Source organism: Chryseobacterium piscicola, from assembly GCF_900156685.1.
Classification (GTDB): domain Bacteria; phylum Bacteroidota; class Bacteroidia; order Flavobacteriales; family Weeksellaceae; genus Chryseobacterium; species Chryseobacterium piscicola.
This window is the reverse complement of record NZ_FTOJ01000005.1, coordinates 78,818-100,315: the sequence shown is the minus strand read 5'-3', so window position 1 is coordinate 100,315 and position 21,498 is coordinate 78,818. Positions and strand designations below refer to the sequence as shown.

Genomic DNA, 21,498 nt, shown 5'->3' with positions numbered 1-21,498 from the left:
CCGATGATGATGGATGGGAAGCAAAAATGATTGAAGACATTTGCCTTGAAGAGAGTTCTTTTGATAAAATTTTTGAAGCGTTTTTTAAAGAATTTTATTCAGATGATTTGGAAAGTGGATATTTAGAAGATATCTGTAACCGAGTAAACACTTTCGAAGATTTATATATTTTGGACATTATTGAAAAACTTCAAATTTCCAATTTTTTAATTGTTCACTATTCAGAAGTTGGTTTTGATATTTATGAAAATTATATAGGTTTTGAGGATAGAAAATATATTGGAGAAGGCAAGTCTTGGACTAAATTTAATGATACCAAGTTAAATACTGGTAATTATTGGAAATTTGATTCCTGTAAAAAAAGATATTTAGAAAACTTAAATAAAAAGTAAAAACTGCAGTTATTTATCATTGTAAACCTTGTAAATTAAAGGAATTTTATTCGAAAATATCTGTCCCACAAATATAGAATCCTTATTATTTATATTTCTAATAGGTTGATAATATTTTTCAACAATCTCTTTTGGAGTCTGCAGACTGATTTGAAAATAATATTCAGATTTGTTTTTCAAATCGATAAATCTTCTTTTATAAGCTGGAAAATTTACTCTAGTTGAAAAATATTTTTCCTCTTGTGGTTTTAGTTTCACAATCTTTTTGCTGATTCGAAACGCAATTTCCAAATCTTGATGGCTAAAAAATTTAGAATATGATTGCCTGAATTTTTTAAAATCACTGCTATTTTTATCAACTTTAAATTCATTTTCACCATTATGAAATGCGTGCTGCACAGGTAGCAAGGTTTTCTTTTCAAAAATATAATAATCAGGTAATCCAACAAACTGTCGCTCTACATGATACTCCCCATCTTCATTGAATTCATCACTATCTAAAATAATTAAATAAGTTTTATTCGAATTATTTTTCAGAGCATAAACAATGTTATTGTTATCAAATTTTGAAACTTTCTTGATCGTATCATTAATTATTTTAAGTTCCAAATCATTTTGCGAAAAACAATTATTGAAGACGAAAACTGCTATAACTAAAAATAAATGTTTCATAACAGATTTTTATTTTAAGAGAATTTCCATCAAAAAATCATCCATCACATAGCCATTTCCAATGTCAAAAACACCTTCATCATAGATTTTATAACCTTGAGATTGGTAAAATTTTTGTGCGGAATTGTATTTGTTTACATTTAAAATAATTCTGCTATCTCCACTTTCTTTCACCTTTTTATTGAGAAATTCTAGCGTTTTTTTGCCTAAACCTTTTCCTTTACTTTCTGGAACGAGATAAATTCGGTGAAGCTTTGTTGTCTGGTTTTCGTAATGATTTTCGTAGCCTAAAAACCCATCAAATAAATTTAAAACTTCGTCAAAAACTAGATAGTAATGATAATTTGGATTTTTTAAATGTTCTGAAATTTCAGCTTCAGAATACATTGTATTGAGCATGAAATGCATTTGTTCTTGTGAAAGAATATCTGCGTATGCATTTTCCCACGACCTTTTTGCTAAATCCTGAATCAAGGGAATGTTTTTTTCTGTTGCTTTAATTAGTTTCATTTCTGAATAATTATTATGTATTTTTTTTCACATGAGAACCCCTAAGAAAGAAATCAAAAATTTTTACTAACTAAATGTGTTCTTCTAAACATTCGAATCAATCACTTCAAGTAACTTATATGTAAAAAAATTGCAGTTAAATTTTTTAGATTAAAAAAGTGAAAAACATTGAGTCTTTCACTTTTAATATTTTATAGAACTTAATTATTTAATTAAATTTTCGCCATTTCAGCTTTAATTTTCGCATAAAGTCCCTCGGATGCAGGAACTAATGGAAGCCTCAGATAGTTTTTAATCAAACCTTTTTCAGCCAAGATCACTTTAATTCCGCACGGGTTTCCTTCTGCGAAAATCAATCTTGTGATGTCAACCAATTGATTGTGAATTTCATACGCTTCATCCACTTTTTTATCAAAAGCCAGCTGAACCATCGTTGAAAATTCTTTCGGATACCCTTGTCCTATAACAGAAATAACTCCTGCTCCACCAGCTAAAGTTACGGGAAGTGTAAATTCATCATCTCCAGAAACTAAATTGAAACCTTCGGGTTTTTTTCTTAGAATATCAAAATACTGAAGAATATTTGGTGAAGCTTCTTTAATTAAGAATAAATTCGGGAATTCTTTTGCCAAACGTAAAGTAGTTTCTGCCTCAACATTTTGTCCGGTTCTTGAAGGAACATTGTAAATGATGATGCTTTTTCCGGTAGAAGCTAACATTTTGTAATGCTGGTAAAGCCCTTCCTGATTGGGTTTGTTGTAATATGGAGACACAGATAAAACTGCAGTAAAATCAGATAAATCTGTTTCTTCGATTTGCTTTTTGACTTCAAGAGTATTATTTCCGCCAATTCCTAGAACCAATGGAAGACGTTTATTATTAACCTTAATGATATGCTCTACTACTTGTTTCTTCTCGTCTGAAGAAAGTGTAGCAGCTTCCGCTGTAGTTCCCAATACCACCAAATAGCTGGTTCCGTTTTCGATGTTGTACTCTACGAGTTTTGTCAAACTTTCGAAATCTACGGATAAATCTTCATTAAAGGGCGTTACCAAAGCAACACCTACTCCTTTTAAAATGCTCATCTGTTCGAATTATTTTCCCCAAATTTAATAATTTCATACAAGAATTTACAATTTTTAATCTTATTTTATTATACATATAATTATATTTGCATTATACTAAAGAAATTATGCAAAATAAATTCTTATTATTAGGAATTGCCCTTCTCTCCCTCACTGCCTGTAAAACCAATTCGTTGCAGGTTGCTCATGTGGAAACGCAGAAGAATATTTCTATCAACCAAGAATTAAAGGGAGATGAAAATTTCTCGAAGTTTATCGCGCCTTATACAGAGAAGCTAAATAAAGAGATGAATCAAAAAATCTCTTACACGCAAGTAGATTTAACGAAAGAAGGAAACAACAGTAATCTGGGAAATCTTTTGGCAGATTATACTTTTGATGGAGCCGATGTTTGGGCGAAAGCCAATTTGAATAAAAACATTGACGCTGCATTAATCAACATCGGGGGAATCCGTACCACTATTGGGAAAGGTGATATCCTTCTAAAAAATGTTTTTGAGGTAATGCCATTTGAAAACGAAGTGATTATCGTAAAATTCAAAGGTTCAGATCTTCAGGGTTTGTTTGATTATTATGCTAAAAACCAGAAGAACAATCCGGTTTCTCATTTATACATTGAGACAAAAGATGGAAATCTTTCAAAAGGTTTAATTAATGGAAGTCCTATTCTACCCAACCAAGTTTATTATATTGCAACTTCTGATTATTTGGCTTTGGGTGGCGATAATATGAAGTTTTTTGCAATGGGAGAATCAATTCCTACAGGTATTAAGCTTAGAGATTTGTTTATAGAATATTTTAAGAAAAACCAGCAGATTAATCCTAAAGAGGAAATTCGTTTACAATTTATCGGGAAGAAATAATGGATAGAAAAAGTTTTTTAAAAACGATAACAGGAGGAACTTTAGCGATGACTTTAGCTCCAAATTTGGTAATGGCGGAAGAATTAAATTTAAATTCTTTTACCTCAGCCCATAAATTAACGATACTTCACACCAACGATCAACACAGCAGAATTGAACCTTTTGATTCTAGCTACACACGAAACCCTAATCAGGGTGGTTTTGCGAGAAGGGCAAGTTTAATTCAAAAAATAAGAAGTGAAGAAAAGAATCTTTTACTTCTTGATTCTGGAGACATTTTTCAGGGAACACCATATTTTAATTTTTTTGGAGGCGAGCTTGAATTCAAACTCATGTCTATGATGAAATATGATGCTTCCACCATGGGAAATCATGATTTTGATAATGGTTTAGAGGGATTTTTAAAGGTTTTACCTAATGCAAAATTCCCTTTTATCTGTTCCAATTATGATTTTAAAAATACTATTTTAGACGGGAAAACTTCAAACTATAAAATCTTCAATAAAAACGGAATTAAAGTAGGAATTTTTGGCGTTGGAATAGAGCTGGATGGTTTGGTTGGAAAAAAACAATATCAGGAAACCATTTGGTCTCACCCCATTGATGTAGCACAGCATTATTCAAATTTTCTTAAGAACGATAAGAAATGTGATTTGGTGATTTGTCTTTCCCACATTGGGTATGATTATAAAGACGAACCAGAAAAAATAAACGATAAAATGCTAGCGTCAAAAACAGAAAATATTGACTTGATTTTGGGCGGCCACACCCATACTTTTTTACCAGAACCACAAACATTTCAGAACAGACAAGGTAAAAATGTTTTGGTAAACCAGGTAGGCTGGGCGGGGCTTCTTTTGGGAAGAATAGATTTCTTTTTTGATAAAAATAAAAATGTACAACAGATTTCTTGGAACAACCAGGCAATCGATAGCAGTATAACGGTATAATATGAAAAAATTCTCTATAATTTCTCTTGGCATTTTGGCGACTTTCCAGATGGTAAAGGCACAAAATATTTCGTCTAAAAAATGGACAGATTTGTTTTCTTACAACAATGTTCTGGCAATGAAAGAAGACAATGGAAAAATTGTTGCTGCTACAGAAAACGGTATTTTTTATTATAATATTTCAAGTGGGGAAATTTCAAAACTATCAAAAGCTTCGGGTCTTCATGATGTGAAAATTTCTGCTTTCGACTATGATCCTCAATCAAAAATCGCATTAGTAGGTTACCAAAGTGGTGCTCTGGATGTAATTGCTCCCGATGGAATCACTTACGTAGTAGACATTCCCATTGCAACAGGCTATTCTGGAAATAAAAAGATAAATCACATTTCAATAACAGGAGATCAAGCAGTGATTTCTGTAGGATATGGAGTTTCTATTTTCAAATTGAAAAAGAAAGAATTTGCTGATTCGGCATTTTTCGTAACTGCAGGAGTTTTTGAAGCGAGCAATGAAGCTACAATATTGGGTAATAAAGTATATTCTGTTACCAATACAGGTTTAAAAAGCCATGTACTAGACACCACTTTTCCGATTTTTACTTCATGGACGAATGAGCAGTCAGGAAACTTCAAACATATAGATTCTGAAGGAGTTCTCTCTTATTCAAACGCCACAGCTGCCTATATTTATATTAACGGAACTTCTACGCCGATTGCACAAACATTTACGAATATTAAAGATGTTGTAACAGGTTCAGATAATGTAACCATTACAGATAATAACAGGGTATATTCTTACTCCACTACCGGAAATTTCATTGGAAGCTCCTCACCTGGCGAAGAATGTAATACCGCTGCAAGGGTTTCTAACAAAATATATTTTGGAACTGCCTTATCCGGCATCAAAAATGAAAACAACACCATTTTCAAACCCGATGGACCGGCATTTAATTATTCTTATAAAATAAGATTATTTAACGAAAATCAACTTTTAGTATCTACTGGCGGACGTAGAGATGGTTTTAATGGGCCTTTGGAAAACCCAAGACGTCCTGGTTTTTATTATTACACTGGTTCAGAATGGATCTATCCTTCCTATTTTGCAGGATCAATTTATGACACCAACATTTTAGATGTATTTCCTGACCCAGCTAACCCTTCGGAGATTTTCGTATCAAGATATAGCGCAAGCTTTCAGATGGGGGTTTACAAAATGAAATACAACGCTTCAATAAAAGATTATGATTTTGTAAAATATTATAATTTGGGCGGTGCCAATGTTTTTGTACATAGACCGGTGGGCTTTACAAGTGATGATCAAAATAATATATTTCTATCTGTAGCTTTTACCAATGCTATTGGTAATAATACGGCAATTGCACCTTATGATCGTTCCTCAGATCAATTTGTTTTAAACAACATTGTATTAAGTAGTAATGGGGCCCAATTTCCTATTTACAATAACGGTTTAATATGGTTACCTCTGCCAAGATCACAACATATCGTTGCTTATGATTATAAAGGAACTATTGCCACATCAGATGATAAAACCTATATTTTGGGCGTTGAAAATAACCTGCCGGCCAACTCTATTTCTGTTGCTTTTGATAAAAGCGGTGATGCTTGGATAGGAACAGATTTAGGAATAAGAATCCTTTCAAACCCTGCTACTGAAGTAAAAAACAATCCTACCCTTCAAGCTGTTGTTATTGAGCAAAACGGATTGGCAGAAGAACTATTCAGAAATTCTCAGATTCTTGCAATAGAAGTAGATGCGGGAAACCAAAAATGGATTTCTGTAGATGGTGGCGGAGTCTATTACCTTTCGGCAAACGGAGAACAGACGATTAAACATTTCACAAAAGAAAACTCTCCATTACCTTCAAATTCTGTTACAGATATTAAAGTTGATAAGAAAACAGGAAAAGTTTATTTTGTGACCTACGAGGGTATTGTTACTTACCAAGGTGATATAGCGGATGTTACTTCCAATTTTGGCAATGTTTTAGTTTATCCAAATCCTGTAGTTTATTCTCAGTTTAAGGGTAATGTTACTATAAAAGGTTTGGCTGAAGTAGCCAATATAAGAATTACAGATGCCGCAGGAAACATTGTACATTCCGCACAATCTAGAACAGGATATTACGAATGGGATTTAAATAATCAAAAAGGTAAAAGAGTAGCTTCTGGAGTTTATTTTGTTTTGATGACCAACGAAGACGGAAGTGACAAGGCAACTGCAAAAATTGCCGTGGTTAATTAATTTAAATGATTTCTTACACGGGTTTTGTACTCTCATTCTTAAAATACGGAGACAGTGATGCTATCTTGCATTGTTTCACTTTAGAAGAAGGCTTTCAAAGCTTTTTTCTAAAGTCTGTTTTCACTCAAAAAAATAGAAAGAAGGCACTTTTACTGCCTTTAAGCATCCTCAGTTTTAACTGTAGAAAATCTAAACCTGATGTAGAGATTAATTCTGTATTAAAATTTGAACTTGAGCAATCTTACGATTTTTATACCGATGTAAAAGCCAACACCATTGTTTTTTTTATTTCAGATTTTTTGAATCAAATCTTAAAACATGAGAATTCAAATCCACAAATATTTTCCGCTATAATAGAATTTAATGAAAATTTGGATGCGAAAAATTACAGATCACATCTTATACTTTTAATTCTTTTACTTAGAATACAGGGAATTGCACCACTCAGCAGCAGCTTAGAATATCTTGATCCCGAAACGGGAAATTTTAATCTCAACGGAACACATCATCTTTTTACAAAAGAAATTTCTGGTATCTGGAAACAAATTGCATTCTCAGAAAACCCATACGAAACTAAAATAAAATCATCTCACAGAAAGCAATTATTAGATAGCATCTTGGTTTATTATCACTATCATTTTACAGATTTTAAAATACCCAGTTCACTAGAAATAATTCAGCAAATTTATGATTGATTAAAATTTATCCTCCTTTTGAAAAACTTTCGAGAACACTCATTCCTCCATCTACGAAAATGCTGGATCCGGTAATGTAATCTGAGAAATCACTTGCCAAAAATACAGCAAGATTTCCCACATCTTCAGGTTGACCAATTCTGTCGTAAGGAATAAGTTTAAGCAAATCATCTAAAGCTTCTTCAGTTCCCCATGCTTCCTTATTAATCGGTGTTTTAATTGCTCCCGGACAAATAGAATTCACTCTTATTTTCTTTGCGCCATATTCTTGCGCTAAAGATTGCATCAGAAGTTTAACACCACCTTTACTGGCTGCATAATTTACATGACCTGCCCAAGGAATAAGTTCGTGTACAGAACTGATATGAATAATTTTTCCGCAGGCTACAGATTTAGACAAATCAATACCGCGTCTCAGAAATTCTTTAATAGCCTCACGGGCGCACAGAAACTGCCCTCTGAGATTCACATTCATTACCTTATCCCAATCTTCAACGGTCATTTCTGTAAATTCAGCATCTTTTTGAAGACCTGCATTATTGATTAAAATATCAACTGTTCCAAATTTTGAAATCGTTTTTTCAAACATCAATTTTACTTCATCTTCATTGGATACATCACATTTAAAAACCATCCCTTCACCTCCTTTTTCAATAATTTCATTTAAAATAGATTCCGCTTCACCTTTTGAATTTTCTGATGAATGATTGATGACTACTATTGCACCGGCTGCAGCCAAAGATTTTGCTATACCCGTTCCAATACCGCTAGATGCTCCTGTAACAATAGCAATCTGCTTTTTAAGAGAAATTTCCATAGAATGATTTTTATTATTAAAAACCAATTGAAAGTATCACGCCAAACTAGAAAATTGAGATTTTATTTAATCTAAAAATGTAGAAAACTAAATTTGATTTTGCATAGAAAGACAAATCAAGCTTAGAAAAATATTTTGGTTTATAACTTCTTAAACATATCAAAATTTAATGATGGTACACATCATCATACATTACTCCTACTCTTATTTCTAATGAAATTTTATTCTCTGCTGGTACGATGGGGCAATTATAATCGTACGCATTATAGGCACAATAGGGATGATAAGATTGGTTAAAATCTATAATAATTGTATTTCCTTTTAGAATCGTAAGGTCGATGTATTTCCCTCCGCCGTAGGTTTCTTTGTTGTTGGTAAGATCTCCGAAAGGTAGAAAAAGATAATTTTTATACTCTTCCAATTTCATTAAATCTAAACTCTGATAGATGTTTAAAATAAAATCTTTTCCTTCCAAATTAAAATAAGCCTTACCGTATTCCTGGTATTGCTTTGATTTACCAGAAGATGTTGGCAAATCAAAAGGTTTTGGATTTTCGTTTTTCACAAATTGGGCTGTAACACGGTATTTCAGATTAATAGAAAAAAAGGGATGTTTTTTAAAATTTTTAAAATTATCACCTCTCAAAGGTGTTTCTTTGGGATCTAAATATTCTTTGTTTAAATTACTCTGAAATTTTTCTATATCGTCTACAATTTTTTTATTTTTTGCTGGTGAAGGATACTTACAAATAATAGGATTGATTGTACGCACTTCTATTTTTTCAGATTTATTTTCTTGAGAAAATCCCGCAAACGGAATAAAAAAAGAGGCGATTAAAAAAACTATTGCTTTCCTCATGATTCTGAAATTTTTATTCTGTAAATATCCGAAGAATTTCTTTTGATTGATTTCACAAAAAAACCACCTTCTTCTGGGATTACTTCTTGAAAATCAAAACTCTTACACTCTTTCGGAAGTCCAGAAAAAATTAAAGTAAACCAAAAATCTTTCATAAACGGCACTGCCGTCCAATAAGGGAAAATCGAAATATTTTCTGCGTGAATGAGTTTGCTTCTATGATCAGAATGATTGTCTATAAGATAGGTTGTATTCCAAATTCTAATAAGATTTCCCAAAGATGGCGAAGCAGGAAAACAACAATGCACAATTACTTGTTTTTCTTCTTCAATTTTAGTTCTCAGAGATTCGAGCAACTCTTTTTCAATGATAGGTTTTACAATTACTTCTTCCACTTTTTTATAGGTAATGAACAATGGGTACTGAGTAATTTACATAATTCTACATATTGCGTATTACTTACTACCTAATATTGATAATTAATATTTGAGTTTTAGCTTTTCTTTACTGTAGGCTCTCAGCCTATTTACCATTTCCGGATTTTCAGAAAGTTTCGTACCGTACGACGGAATGATGTCTTTCATTTTGTGTTTCCATTCGTTATTCATTTTTTCTGGGAAACATTTTTCGAGAACGGTAATCATTGCGCTTACAGCTGTTGAAGCACCTGGAGAAGCTCCTAGTAATGATGCAATGGTACCGCTTTTGTTAGTTACTACCTCTGTTCCAAATTCTAATTTACCGCCGTCTTTATCATCTTTTTTAATGATTTGTACTCTCTGTCCTGCGATTTTCAAATCCCAATCTTCTTCTTTGGCATCTTTTACAAATTCCCTCAAATGTTGCACTCTCTGAGCCTTATTCATTGCCACTTGCTGAATAAGATATTTTGTTAACGGAAGGTTATGCCACCATGCGCCAAAAAGAGATTTGATATTTTTTGTATTCACACTTTCGGGAAGATCTAGATAGCTTCCTTCCTTTAAAAACTTAGTAGAAAACCCAGCAAATGGTCCGAAAAGCAATGCTTTTTTACCATCAATAATCCTAAGATCTAAATGAGGAACAGACATGGGAGGTGCGCCAACTGGTGCTTGTGTATAAACCTTTGCTTCGTGTTTATCTACCAATTCTGGATTGTGCGTTACAAGCCACTGCCCCGAAACCGGAAATCCTCCGTAGCCAGCACTTTCTTCGATATCTGAGCTCTCTAAAAGTGGTAATGCATAACCGCCTGCTCCAATAAATACAAAATCTGCTGAAACGTCGTGTTTAATATTGTGCGTACGATCTTTCACCCTCATTTTCCAGCCATTTGCAATAGGATCAATGTCTTTCACTTCGGTGTAAAGAAAAATCTCCACATTGGTATTAGTGATCAAATGCCTACCCATTTTTCTTGTGAGTGTACCAAAATTCACATCTGTACCGGCATCCATTTTTGTAGCTGCCAAAACTTCAGATTTATTTCGTTTGCTCATAACCAAAGGAATCCACTCTCTTAGTTTTTCGTGATCAGTAGAAAATTCCATCCCTGCAAAAAGTACAGATTTCGACATATTATCGAAGCGTTTTTTTAAAAAATCGGCGTCATTTTGTCCAAAAACTAAACTGAGGTGTGGGCATGAATTTACAAAATCCTGCGGAGTATCTATATAGTTTTTATGGATCAGAAAAGACCAAAATTGCTTTGAAACCTCAAACTGTTCAGCAATACCTTCAGCTTTTGAAATATCTATGCTTCCATCCGCTTTTTCTGGGGTATAGTTGAGTTCACAAAATGCTGAGTGACCTGTACCGGCATTATTCCAAGCGGCTGTGCTTTCTTTTGCAAATCTTCCTAATCTTTCAAAAATAGCAATATTCAGTTGAGGATCCAGCTCATGAAGTATAGTAGCTAGAGTGGCACTCATGATGCCACCGCCAATCATTACGACGTCATATTTTGATTTTGGTGTTCTACTGAGGAGAGTGTGTGGCATTAGTAAAAAAATTTACTACGAATTTCGTGAAAAGTTTTCAAAAATAGTACTTAATGATACATTATTAAATTGATAATATTCACTATTAAAATAAAAATTATTGCATCGCCATTTTATTTTTAAAGCAGCGTGGGTTAACCTACTGTAAAATTTTCCGTCCACCAATGCATCAAATTCAGGAAAAGGAATTTTTATAAATAATGATTTCAAATTCCTTTCTATAGATTTAAAAATTACAACCCTTTTTTTTATCTTAAATCTTTATCATTCCAAAATAAGTAAAATTCTTTGCGTATCGACTTCCGTTTTTTTTATCGTTAATAGACAGCGTTTGTAAAGCATTTACAGGTAATTGCAGACAAATTGTAAACAAGTTACAGTGATGATAGAATATGACAAAAAAAATCTCCTGAGATAGGAGATTTTACATTTCGATTAATTCAGTTTTGCTGTAAGTTTTCTGAATTGTTTTTCGGCGTTTTTACCTTCATAAAGAATTCCGTAAATGGTTTCTATGATTGGAAGCTTGAGGTCTTTTTCCTGAGCTGTTTTGTAGATAGAATCTGCTGCATAATATCCTTCCGCAACCATGTTCATAGATTGAATTGCTGATTTTACCGTATACCCTTTGCCTATTAAATTGCCCAAATTTCGGTTTCTGGAGAAAAGGGAATACGCAGTTACGAGTAAATCTCCCAAATAAGCACTTTCGTTCACATCTCTTGGTGCTTCGTAAATGGCTTCCAGAAAAGTTTCCATCTCTCGGATTGCGTTGGATACGAAAACTGCGGTAAAGTTATCCCCATACCCCAATCCGCTTGCAATACCCGCTCCTATGGCAAAAATATTTTTGAGAATCGCACTGTATTCGTTACCCAAAATATCTTTGCTTGCGCTTACCTTGATAAAATCTGATGAGAGAATTTCTAAAAGTTTTTTTGAATTTTCTTCCTCAACAGTTGCTACAGTAAGATAAGAAAGCCTTTCCATTGCCACTTCCTCTGCGTGACAGGGTCCTGCGATTACTGCTTGATTTCTAAAACCTATTTTAAATTCATCTTTTAGGTAATGAGCCACTATATTGTTCACCTTCGGAATAATTCCTTTGATGGCAGAAACGAAAACTTTATCTCCGTATTCACAATTCATCTTATCCATAGAATCTGAAAGATAAATAGACGGTGTTGCCAAAACCACGATGTCACAAGCAGTCACCATTTCATTGATGTCTGTGGTGAGTTTTAAATTTTTTAAATTAAAGTTAACTGCAGTAAGATAAGTTGGATTGTGCCCTCTTAGCTCAATTGCTCCTTTTACAAACTCGTTTCTTACGCACCAGTGTACAGTTTTACAGTTTTCGACCAACATTTTTACAATTGCTGTTGCAAAACTTCCGCTTCCTAAAACACCAACTGCAATATCTGTTTTAGATTGTTTTAAGGTAGAATCTGAATTTGTTTTTTTCTTCGCCATATTGATACTCTGAATTGCAAATATATTAAAACCATCAAATAATGAAACAATGAAATACATATTATCAAAATCTTTGTGAAATTTTAATATTACAAACAATTTTCCACAAAAATCTACGTTTAATAATGACTATAGCTGTTTTAAAGCTGAAATTTTCAAGAAAAATATTTTAAGTAAATTTGCACGCTTCTAGTGTAAGTAACTTTAATGAAAGAAAAATGAAGAATTTTTTATCAAACAAAAAAAAAGTAACCATTTTTATTGGTTTACTTTCAGGCGTTGTTTTCGCTCAAAGCATATTTATTGCCAAATTATTCAATCAAAAAGATGACAAAACCTACGAAGTAAATCTTGTAAAAATAAATACCGAAAAAGACAGTGTAGATTATTTGAAAATGAAAACAGACCTAGGAATGGTAGATAAAACCGTTACTGAACTTAATTCTTTTTTGAAATCTAAAAACATTAATAACGGAAAACTTGAGGTTTTGGATCAAGATAGTATCTCAAATTCTATTTATCTTTCAAAACAAGTGAACAGATACAGCGAATATCTTATGAATTTGCAAGAAAAGCTACAACAGGTTCCTTTGGGAATGCCTTCTGAAGGATATATTTCTTCGAATTTCGGAATCAGGAAAAACCCTATTCCTTTCAAAAGAGTTCTAGCGTCTGTCTCGGCTACAAAAAATGAATCCCCTTCTACTGTTTCTGTATCTTCTGCTCCGGAAGTAAAAGCAACTCCGGTAGAAAAAATAATTGAAGTAACCGACAGCTACGGAAATAAAAGAGAAATAAAAGTAATGGTAACGCCGAAAACACCTATTGCATCAAAATCAATTCCAGCAACGCCAACTCAAAGTACTTTTGTAAAAAACCAGCCGATGGAAAAAAACAACGCTCCTGCAGAAGCAGACCAAATGCAGTTTCATAAAGGTTTGGATATTGCGGTTCCGTTTGGATCTAATGTGATTGCTACTGCTGCAGGAACAGTAATATTTTCTGGTCAAAAAGGAGGATACGGCAATTGTGTAATTGTTTCTCACGGAAATGGCTTGGCAACACTTTATGGCCATTTGTCTCAGCTGGTTGCTAAAACCAATGATAAGATAAAAGTAGGACAAGTGATTGCAAAATCTGGAAACTCCGGACGTTCTACAGGGCCACATCTTCACTACGAAGTGCACAAAAACAATACCCCTGTAAATCCTAAATTATTTATTAATTTGTAAAATACTTTACTTACATCATAAAAGAACCGGCTGCACTATTGGTGCCGCCGGTTCTTTTTTCGTATCTAGTTTAACCAGCTTTTACCTGAATGCTTAAGATAAGGCTCAGTTGTGGTTTGTTTGAATAGCTTCTATCAATAGGCAGCAGTAAAACGCTCACGAATATGGTTATTCTGCTCCAGCTCATCTACCAAAACCACTGCTACATCTTCTACAGAAAGCACACTTCTTCCCTCTTCATTAAAAACAGGGTTTTCTAGAGCAGTTCTGTACTTACCAACTCTTACACCTGCCGTTCCTGGGTGCATTTCTATTGCAGGGCTGAAAAAAGTCCAATCTAAAACAGTATTCTCTTTTATTTTATTGAGATAATCTCTTGCTGCTGTAGCACCTGGTTTGATATCTGCAGGAAAATCTGGACTATCAACCAACTGATTTCCGTCTATAAACAAACTTCCCGCACCACCCACAGTGATGAATCTTTTTACTCCCGAATTTTCTACAGCTTTTTCAATTTTGAGAGATCCCTTCAGAAAATCATCATATAGATTAGGATTTGTCCACCCCGGGTTAAAGGTATTTATTACTGCATCATTACCTTTTAAAGCTTCTGAAAGCTCTTCTGAATTGTTGATATTAATGCTTTTTGCTGAAACATTTTCCAGAGCTGGAACTTTAGATATGTCTCTTGCCAAAGCTTCAACTTGATATCCTCTGTTGGCTAATTCTTTTACTACATGGGAGCCAACAAAGCCTGTTGCACCGATTACCGCTACTTTTTTGTTCATACTTTTTTTATTTTAAGGATTCAATAACCTTTAGGTTTTATTTGTTTAATATTTAAATGTAATAACTTTTGTTACATTTTTATCAAAATTTTTTTAGAATTGATCTGAAAATTCTTTCAGGTTTTTATTCCCTAAAAAATTAATTACAATCTGATCTGTTTCGATAAATAAATTTTTCAAATTTTCATTAATATCTTTTCCTATAGGGCAAATAGGATTCGGATTTTGATTTTTTTTGCCTAAAACTTCAGAGTTTTTTACGGCTTTGTAAATATCTGAAATTTTGATTTTTGATGGATCTGAAGCTATTTGACTTCCTCCTACTTTTCCTTGTTTACTGACTACAAGATTAGCATCTCTAAGAATTCCCAATTCTTTACGAACAATTACAGGATTGATATTAATGCTACCAGCAATCCAATCAGACGTTAACCATTCTTCTTGGCATTTAGCCAAAAGAGTCATAATGTGTATCGCAGTAGCAAATCTTGTATTACTCATATTACTTTGCAAAGATATAAAAATTTTAATGTAACAATTTTAATTACATTAAAGTTTAAAATAAAAGCAATCCGAAGACTGCTTGTAGTTTATTTGATTCCTAAAAGTTCTACTTCAAAAATCAATGTAGAATTTGGTCCTATTTCTTTGCTGATTTCTTGATCGCCATAAGCCAAATGTGGTGGAAGAATCAATCTCCATTTGCTTCCGACAGGCATAAGCTGCAAGGCTTCTGTCCAACCTTTTATCACTTTATTTAAAGGAAATGATGCTGGAGTTCCTCTTTTTACTGAACTATCGAATATTTTACCCGTAATTGTAGTACCGTGATAATGGCATTTTACATTTGATCTTGGGCCTGGTTTTTCTCCGTCTCCTTCTGTAATAATTTCATAGAAAAGGCCGCTTGGAAGTTTCACTACAGATTCTCTTTTTCCGTATTCTTCCATGTATTCAATTCCGTCTTTCAGGTTTTTTTCAGCTTTTTCTTTCTTTTTTTTAAATAACATATCTGCTACGCCCATAATATATACTTTTTGCAAAGATAAGATTAATGATTGAAAAGTTGTAAGATGAAAAAAGACGTAATTTATTTAAAGTATATTAAGTTCAGTGTTTTAAAAAAAAAATTGACTCTCTGCTATTGTTCATCATGCTTACTACAGCGCATTGGCAAATAAAAAGTTTCAAATAGCAATTGTAGTTTTCTTAATATACCGGCAGCTCGGCTGGTTTTGTATTAACTACGAACATATAGTATCTACAAGATATTTTGTATGAAGATAGAATACAGACCGTTTTTAAAATAACTAACTAAGCAAAAATTAAATTAAAAAAAAATAGGTCTGAATCTAAAGTAGATTTTAATTTTAAGGATAATAACAAAGGATAAAAAAATAAAAAGGCTTTTCTTATCAAAAAAAAAGCCTTAAAACTATTAATTACAAATCATCATTTCAGTTGGGTAATTCCGGTTACTATTTGTGTTTTTTTATCAATTGTAACCATAATGCTAGACCAAGTCCAAAATTCAGAATATTCATAAGTATCTATTGTTCTTGGCTTATTGAATTCATCTTCCAATATTTTTTTGGTCATTCCTATACTTATTTTTCCATCGAAAATTGATTCTCCAAAACTTTTGCCGTATTTTTTAATTAATGAAGCTTTTCTTTGTTCTGTTTGCAGAGATTCTTCTTCTTTTGTTTTGTACTTATCATCATCAAAAAGATTGTATAAATTTATTTCAGAGAAATACTTGTTTTTGGCTGTTTTTGGCATATTATAGAAAAAATTACTTTTAAAATAATTACTAAAAAAATGTCCCATTGTAAAATAATAAGAAGAAAATTCTTTATTAATATGAGAATTAGCATCGTACGTGATAAAATGAACCTTGTGAGGTTGATCATACACTGCCAATATTTTTTTAATCTCTTGCCTTGCTTCGTAAGCTTTTTCTTCAGATAAATTTAAAACACTGACGTCAAAATTCCTCAGTGCTTTCGCCATTTTTTGAGTTTCTGTTTGGTTGATATAATATCTATCAATTGTACTTTTAATTGCTTTTATATCTTGTGGATTGATATCGTTTTCTTTTTTGAATTTTTCTAATTTCACGAGCGATTCTTTATAAGCAAGTGTTGCTTTCTCAAAATCTCCTTTCCACAGGTAATGATTTGCCTTTACCAAATAGCAATTAGCCACCTCACTGTAGCTCCTGTCTTTATTACTCATATCTTTGAAACTATTGTTGGCGTAATTAACAATAATGTCATACTTATTATCATCAAAATTGGGATCAAAACAAAAAGTAGCCAATTGCTCTGCATCTCTGTTAAACCAATAGGTATCTGGATTTGCTATTCCTTTTTCCTTTAAATAGGTTAATGCTTCGGAGTGCTTTTCTCCTTTTATCAATTTATTGTACTTATTTTCATTGATCTTCATCTGCGCATTCATGCTGAGACTAAAGACTATTACCCATGGTAAAAATAGATTACGAGTTTTCATGTTATTGGTTGTGAATATTTAAATCACACAAATGTAAATAAAAGATTTGAAATATATCACTAATACAAGTGTTAATTATATCTAATAAAACTTCTTTTTTGAACCATACCTATAAAAATTTATTGTAATTGCATACAGTACTTTGTCATGTTGAACTGTACCATTCTTCATCAATTTCTGTATCGAAAAAATTTATTCTTTAAAATAACATTTTTTCTTCAACAAAATTGCTTCAAACTATCGTCTGTAAGGGTGCAAAACGCTTTTATTGACAGCACAGCAATTATTAAAAAACGTTTAATATTAATGTAACATAGAATTCAAAACTTGTTATTATCATTGAGTTTTCAAACTATGTTGAATCCCTTGAAATATAATAAGCATTTTGATAAGCTTTCTTACGATGAGAAAATGTTGCTTGAAGAAGCTAAAAAAAGCATTGCAGATTTTGTAGAAAGCTCTCCCGAAATCAGCGATGTAAATTTTGCAACACGAAATGCACACGCAAAAACCCATTCTGTACTTCAGGGTGTTTTACAAATCAACTCCGATCTTTGTACAAGCATTAAATATCTTTTTGATAAGGATGAATATGATATAATTGCGCGGCTTTCTAATGCCAATATGAAAATCAGCAAAAAGCCTCGGCAAATCCCTGCGTATGGTTTTGCCTTCAAAATAAAAGATGAAGGAGGTCGTACGATTGCCAATTTTCCGTTGGTGAATTTCCCACTATTTCCTGTAAATTCACCGTCAGTTTTTCTTAAATTATTTACCAATATCAATAGATTTTACTTAAAAAAAGTAAGAACATTTTTCCCGTTGATCAAAAGTTTATACAAAATTTTACCATCTACCTTCAATCGTGATTTTGTATCTGAAATTTTTAAATTTCTAAAAAAAAGAAATGATTTTATCCTTTCACATGAATTTTATTCGGTTGGTGCATACAGACTAGACGATAAGATTGTGAAAATAAAAGTGGTCCCCATAAATATTCCCTCGAAATTTATCCGGAAAGGTACGAACAGAAAAAAAATCCGTATTTTTTTTAAAGACCTAGACTATACTGCTGATGTTTTTATACAAATCTGTTATGATCTTAAAAACCAACCCATCAACAAACTGAATGTACATTGGAAAAACACACCCGATGTACTTTTAGGAAGAATTAAATTTGAAAAAAACGCTATTCTTCATCCCAACAGTTGTGACCAAGAGCTTCTATCTTTCAATCCCTTTGAGAGCGCAGAAATCTTTCAGCCGGTAGGAAAAATTCAAAAATTGAGAGACGAGGCATACAAAGTTTCACTTCAGACGAGAAAGAAAATTAATAAACTTTTGAAATACAAGTAGAGTAAATTTACTACATAAAAAAACCTTCAAGGTTTTAAAATCTTGAAGGTTTGCATGTATAAAAAAGGCTTTAGAAATTATAAAACCTTTGAAATTTATTATTCTATTGTTTCTTTTTCATCTTCCTTTTTATCAGGGAAAATTACAGATAGTAATACCGAGATTACCAATACTCCTCCTACAATCCCTAATGAAATTGGCGAAGAGATATGATACCAAGGTGCAATCAACATTTTTACACCGATGAAAGCTAAAATAATCGCTAAACCATAAGGTAGTTTGCTGAACATGTGAATGAAATTCGCCAGCAAGAAATACAATGATCTCAATCCTAAAATTGCAAAAATATTGGATGTGTACAAGATGAAAGGGTCTTTTGAAATCGCAAAAATTGCGGGGATAGAATCTACTGCAAACAAGACGTCTGTAAACTCAATTACCGCAACCACTACCAAAAGTGGTGTTGCCATTTTAATTCCGTTTTGTACGGTAAAGAATTTGTCGCCAACGTAGTTATCAGAAACTTTCCAGAATCTTTTGATCAATTTAGCTCCTGCAGTATCGCTGTAATCTTCGTCGTCATCGCCATCGCCGTCTCCCCAAGATTTAATTCCTGCATAGATCAAGAACAATCCGAAAAGTGTCATTACCACGTTTATTTTCACAGGGTGACCGAAAATATTCATTTCTGGCAAATAAGTTAATTCAATTAACTCAACTCCTGCAAAGATGAAAATCGCTCTGAAGATTAAAGCACCGATAATTCCCCAGAATAAAACTTTGTGATGAAGAAATTTAGGCACTTTAAAGAAGCCGAAAACCAAGATAAATACAAAAAGATTGTCGACAGAAAGTGCTTTTTCTACCCAATAAGCAGCCTGATATTCTGTAAATTTATTTATAGCTATATCGTGGCTTCCTGCCGAACCGTCGGAATTGAAAACCCAATACACGACACCAGAAAAAATCATCGAAAGAGAGATCCAAACAACTGACCAGATGGTGGCTTCTTTTGAAGAAACTTCATGACTTTTTTTGTTAAAAACCCCTAAATCTAAGAGCAGCATGATAACGACCGTTATTGCGAATCCCCACACCAGGCCCGGGTGCAGATCTAAAATATTGTGTTGTTCCACTATTTTTTTTGTTATTACATTACAAAAGCAATAGCTGTAAAAATACAGGTATTGCTAAATAAAATTATTTTAATTAAAAGTTCTGGTTATAACCAGATGACTTTTCAAAATTTTGAAAACGTGCCAGAGATCGTTCTCATAGAATTAAATTGATTTTTTTACAGGTATTTCTGCTTCACGGTTTCAATAGTCTGCTCCAGTTTTTTATCAGTAGTAGGATCTCCGATAGCATTGAATTTCCATTCGTTATTTCTCTTGTAGAAAACGCCCATTACCATGGCAACGTGCCCACTGAAAGATTTATCATTGGCGATATCATATTTAGCAAAAACTTCTCTCACACTTGTAGGAGTTCCTTCATATATTCTGATAGACGCAAAAGGAATTGTACCGAAATCCTGACCTTTATAACTGTTTAAAACCAAAGCAACGTGCTCTACATTAGAATCTAAATTTGCAAAATCCACCGTAATTACTTCATTATCTAAACCATCATCGCCATTTACGTCACCCGTTAAATCATCTCCGCTGTGTTTTACAGAGCCATTTTTAGATTTTAGATTCCCGAAATAGATTACTTCAGTTGCATTTTTGTTTGAATCATACAAAATGCAGCTTCCGTCTAAATCTACTGCTTCTTTTGAAACACCACCGAAGAAACTTTTTTTCTCGATTGCACCCCAGTTGATGCCAACACAAGCTTGGGAAAGCGTTGTTCCGTTTTCTTTTGTAAGGTTTATTCTCTGACCTTTTTGTAAGTTAATTGCCATATTTACTTTTTTGTTATATTATATTTCGAAGCTTTGTTTTTTTGCTAAAATTTATTTTTAAGCAAAGTCATCAAAGGTTTTTTAAAAAAAATTATTGCTTATTTTTCGTTAGCAAAGGTATTCCACCCAAGAAAGAAAACAAGTCTTTTACAAGATTTGGGTAAAATAGATATTTTTACTCTAAATCAATTATTTAAATTTAAATTCAACATTGCCCTAAGAATATTGGTTTCTTCGTTCACATCAAATATTTTGCTCATAATATCTACGTTTTCTAGATTTCGCTGGTAATCTTTTAAAACAGTATTTACTGCATCTGGAAGAACTTTTTTCTGTTCAAGAATATTTTCTTCTAGTTCTTCATTCCTTTTTTTAAGTTGATTCATTAGCATTGCTTGATTAGATTCGTTTTCGGAAGTATCTAAATAAGATAATTCATCATCAATCAAGTACATTTTTTTTTCTTCAACATTAAATATAAAATGCTCATTTGAATTAAAAATTTTAAACAATTCATATTCTTCACGACCAATTCTGTAACCACAAACGAAGCGAACTTTAAAATTCTGAATATTCAGTTTGCCCAATAATTTTCTCTCAACCGAATAATCCTGATACTGATAGTAAGGAACGTTACCCAACTTCAATTTTGTTTCGTCGGCTGCTGTTCTGTAGAATTCTATTGCATATTTTTTGTGGAAATACAAAACATCATTCCAATTGATCGTAAATTTCCCATCCGTAAGATCTTGGTATAATTTTCTTAAATGTTCAGAAAAAATTCCACTGTAAATTTTTCTGTCTGTTTCAAAACAATCAACTTTTTTCTCTTCAAAACTAGAAATATACTCATTGTTGATATCAATTTCGTTGATGGTCGCCAACAGATCACTTTCTTTCTTTTTTTTAATTTTCGTGAGCAGTTCTATCAGGCTGTCAGTATATTGCAAATGAAAAAGCTCTAGTTTATTGTAATCTAAAGTCTTATTTTCTTCGAATAATTTATGAATAATATCTGTTTTGATGTACACCGATATTATATCAATATTTTCAAAGAAATTAGAGAGAAGTTTAAGCTTTGTTAATCTTCTTTTACTCTGAGACATTATGTTTACCACCTCATCATTCACTCTTTTGCTTT

The 21,498-nt window shown here is 32.6% G+C and carries 22 protein-coding genes; 7 read left to right on the top strand and 15 right to left on the bottom strand.

Annotation, left to right across the window (positions count from 1 at the left end; genetic code table 11):
* The first annotated feature begins 26 nt into the window (after positions 1 to 26).
* Complete coding sequence (locus tag BW939_RS09270) at positions 27 to 392, top strand: hypothetical protein (protein WP_076451755.1); 366 nt, start codon at positions 27 to 29, stop codon at positions 390 to 392.
* A 9-nt stretch (positions 393 to 401) separates the two neighbouring features.
* Here BW939_RS09270 and BW939_RS09265 read toward each other — a convergent pair whose 3' ends face one another.
* From BW939_RS09265 to dapA, 3 genes are all read right to left on the bottom strand, one after another.
* A complete protein-coding gene (locus BW939_RS09265; protein WP_076451754.1) occupies positions 402 to 1,064 on the bottom strand; it encodes a hypothetical protein in 663 nt (220 codons plus the stop codon).
* A gap of 9 nt (positions 1,065 to 1,073) precedes the next feature.
* The gene (locus BW939_RS09260; protein WP_076451753.1) at positions 1,074 to 1,574 is read right to left on the bottom strand and encodes a GNAT family N-acetyltransferase; all 501 of its coding nucleotides are present in this window, start codon (positions 1,572 to 1,574) and stop codon (positions 1,074 to 1,076) included.
* A 212-nt stretch (positions 1,575 to 1,786) separates the two neighbouring features.
* Positions 1,787 to 2,659, bottom strand: coding sequence for a 4-hydroxy-tetrahydrodipicolinate synthase (gene dapA, locus BW939_RS09255; RefSeq protein WP_076451752.1), 873 nt, complete (start codon positions 2,657 to 2,659; stop codon positions 1,787 to 1,789).
* A gap of 107 nt (positions 2,660 to 2,766) precedes the next feature.
* Between dapA and BW939_RS09250 the strand changes: the two genes are divergently transcribed.
* Genes BW939_RS09250 through recO form a run of 4 tightly spaced genes read left to right on the top strand, consistent with a single transcriptional unit; the run spans position 2,767 to position 7,430 of the window.
* A complete protein-coding gene (locus BW939_RS09250) occupies positions 2,767 to 3,522 on the top strand; it encodes a 5'-nucleotidase C-terminal domain-containing protein (protein WP_076451751.1) in 756 nt (251 codons plus the stop codon).
* Positions 3,522 to 4,472 carry a bifunctional metallophosphatase/5'-nucleotidase gene (locus BW939_RS09245; protein WP_076451750.1) on the top strand — a complete coding sequence of 317 codons (951 nt, stop codon included), beginning with the start codon at positions 3,522 to 3,524 and terminating at the stop codon, positions 4,470 to 4,472. The genes BW939_RS09250 and BW939_RS09245 overlap by 1 nt, the downstream gene beginning before the upstream one ends.
* Position 4,473: 1 nt before the next feature.
* A complete protein-coding gene (gene porZ / locus BW939_RS09240; protein WP_185115881.1) occupies positions 4,474 to 6,735 on the top strand; it encodes a type IX secretion system anionic LPS delivery protein PorZ in 2,262 nt (753 codons plus the stop codon).
* A gap of 5 nt (positions 6,736 to 6,740) precedes the next feature.
* Positions 6,741 to 7,430, top strand: coding sequence for a DNA repair protein RecO (gene recO, locus BW939_RS09235; RefSeq protein WP_076451749.1), 690 nt, complete (start codon positions 6,741 to 6,743; stop codon positions 7,428 to 7,430).
* A 7-nt stretch (positions 7,431 to 7,437) separates the two neighbouring features.
* Here the strand turns inward: recO and BW939_RS09230 are convergent, their stop codons facing one another.
* The 5 genes from BW939_RS09230 to BW939_RS09210 all read right to left on the bottom strand — a co-directional run bounded on the left by BW939_RS09230 (position 7,438) and on the right by BW939_RS09210 (position 12,561).
* Complete coding sequence (locus tag BW939_RS09230; RefSeq protein WP_076451748.1) at positions 7,438 to 8,247, bottom strand: glucose 1-dehydrogenase; 810 nt, start codon at positions 8,245 to 8,247, stop codon at positions 7,438 to 7,440.
* Positions 8,248 to 8,413: 166 nt separating this feature from the next.
* Entirely contained in the window at positions 8,414 to 9,106 is a 693-nt protein-coding gene (locus BW939_RS09225) for a DUF1684 domain-containing protein (protein WP_084566635.1), read from the bottom strand.
* Positions 9,103 to 9,501 carry a hypothetical protein gene (locus tag BW939_RS09220; RefSeq protein WP_076451747.1) on the bottom strand — a complete coding sequence of 133 codons (399 nt, stop codon included), beginning with the start codon at positions 9,499 to 9,501 and terminating at the stop codon, positions 9,103 to 9,105. Before BW939_RS09220 ends, BW939_RS09225 begins: the two co-directional genes overlap by 4 nt.
* 84 nt (positions 9,502 to 9,585) lie before the next feature.
* Positions 9,586 to 11,088 carry a malate dehydrogenase (quinone) gene (gene mqo, locus BW939_RS09215; protein WP_076451746.1) on the bottom strand — a complete coding sequence of 501 codons (1,503 nt, stop codon included), beginning with the start codon at positions 11,086 to 11,088 and terminating at the stop codon, positions 9,586 to 9,588.
* A gap of 435 nt (positions 11,089 to 11,523) precedes the next feature.
* Entirely contained in the window at positions 11,524 to 12,561 is a 1,038-nt protein-coding gene (locus BW939_RS09210) for an NAD(P)H-dependent glycerol-3-phosphate dehydrogenase (RefSeq protein ID WP_076451891.1), read from the bottom strand.
* A gap of 218 nt (positions 12,562 to 12,779) precedes the next feature.
* Between BW939_RS09210 and BW939_RS09205 the strand changes: the two genes are divergently transcribed.
* Complete coding sequence (locus BW939_RS09205; RefSeq protein ID WP_084566634.1) at positions 12,780 to 13,793, top strand: M23 family metallopeptidase; 1,014 nt, start codon at positions 12,780 to 12,782, stop codon at positions 13,791 to 13,793.
* A 134-nt stretch (positions 13,794 to 13,927) separates the two neighbouring features.
* Here the strand turns inward: BW939_RS09205 and BW939_RS09200 are convergent, their stop codons facing one another.
* From BW939_RS09200 to BW939_RS09185, 4 genes are all read right to left on the bottom strand, one after another.
* The gene (locus BW939_RS09200; RefSeq protein WP_076451745.1) at positions 13,928 to 14,581 is read right to left on the bottom strand and encodes an NAD(P)-dependent oxidoreductase; all 654 of its coding nucleotides are present in this window, start codon (positions 14,579 to 14,581) and stop codon (positions 13,928 to 13,930) included.
* A 93-nt stretch (positions 14,582 to 14,674) separates the two neighbouring features.
* Positions 14,675 to 15,082 carry an Rrf2 family transcriptional regulator gene (locus BW939_RS09195; protein WP_076451744.1) on the bottom strand — a complete coding sequence of 136 codons (408 nt, stop codon included), beginning with the start codon at positions 15,080 to 15,082 and terminating at the stop codon, positions 14,675 to 14,677.
* A gap of 89 nt (positions 15,083 to 15,171) precedes the next feature.
* Positions 15,172 to 15,606 (bottom strand): FKBP-type peptidyl-prolyl cis-trans isomerase, encoded by a 435-nt coding sequence (locus tag BW939_RS09190; protein ID WP_076451743.1) that lies wholly within the window; start codon positions 15,604 to 15,606, stop codon positions 15,172 to 15,174.
* A 427-nt stretch (positions 15,607 to 16,033) separates the two neighbouring features.
* The gene (locus BW939_RS09185; RefSeq protein WP_123891565.1) at positions 16,034 to 17,095 is read right to left on the bottom strand and encodes a hypothetical protein; all 1,062 of its coding nucleotides are present in this window, start codon (positions 17,093 to 17,095) and stop codon (positions 16,034 to 16,036) included.
* Positions 17,096 to 17,434: 339 nt separating this feature from the next.
* Here BW939_RS09185 and BW939_RS09180 point away from each other — a divergent pair, with 339 nt between their 5' ends.
* Complete coding sequence (locus BW939_RS09180; RefSeq protein ID WP_228417179.1) at positions 17,435 to 18,451, top strand: catalase family protein; 1,017 nt, start codon at positions 17,435 to 17,437, stop codon at positions 18,449 to 18,451.
* Positions 18,452 to 18,549: 98 nt separating this feature from the next.
* Here the strand turns inward: BW939_RS09180 and BW939_RS09175 are convergent, their stop codons facing one another.
* The 3 genes from BW939_RS09175 to BW939_RS09165 form a co-directional block, all read right to left on the bottom strand.
* The gene (locus BW939_RS09175) at positions 18,550 to 19,587 is read right to left on the bottom strand and encodes a TerC/Alx family metal homeostasis membrane protein (RefSeq protein WP_076451740.1); all 1,038 of its coding nucleotides are present in this window, start codon (positions 19,585 to 19,587) and stop codon (positions 18,550 to 18,552) included.
* Between the two features lie 158 nt (positions 19,588 to 19,745).
* Positions 19,746 to 20,357: a TerD family protein gene (locus BW939_RS09170; RefSeq protein WP_076451739.1), complete on the bottom strand. Its 612-nt coding sequence runs from the start codon at positions 20,355 to 20,357 to the stop codon at positions 19,746 to 19,748.
* Positions 20,358 to 20,542: 185 nt separating this feature from the next.
* A complete protein-coding gene (locus BW939_RS09165) occupies positions 20,543 to 21,463 on the bottom strand; it encodes a hypothetical protein (RefSeq protein WP_123891566.1) in 921 nt (306 codons plus the stop codon).
* Positions 21,464 to 21,498 lie beyond the last annotated feature (35 nt).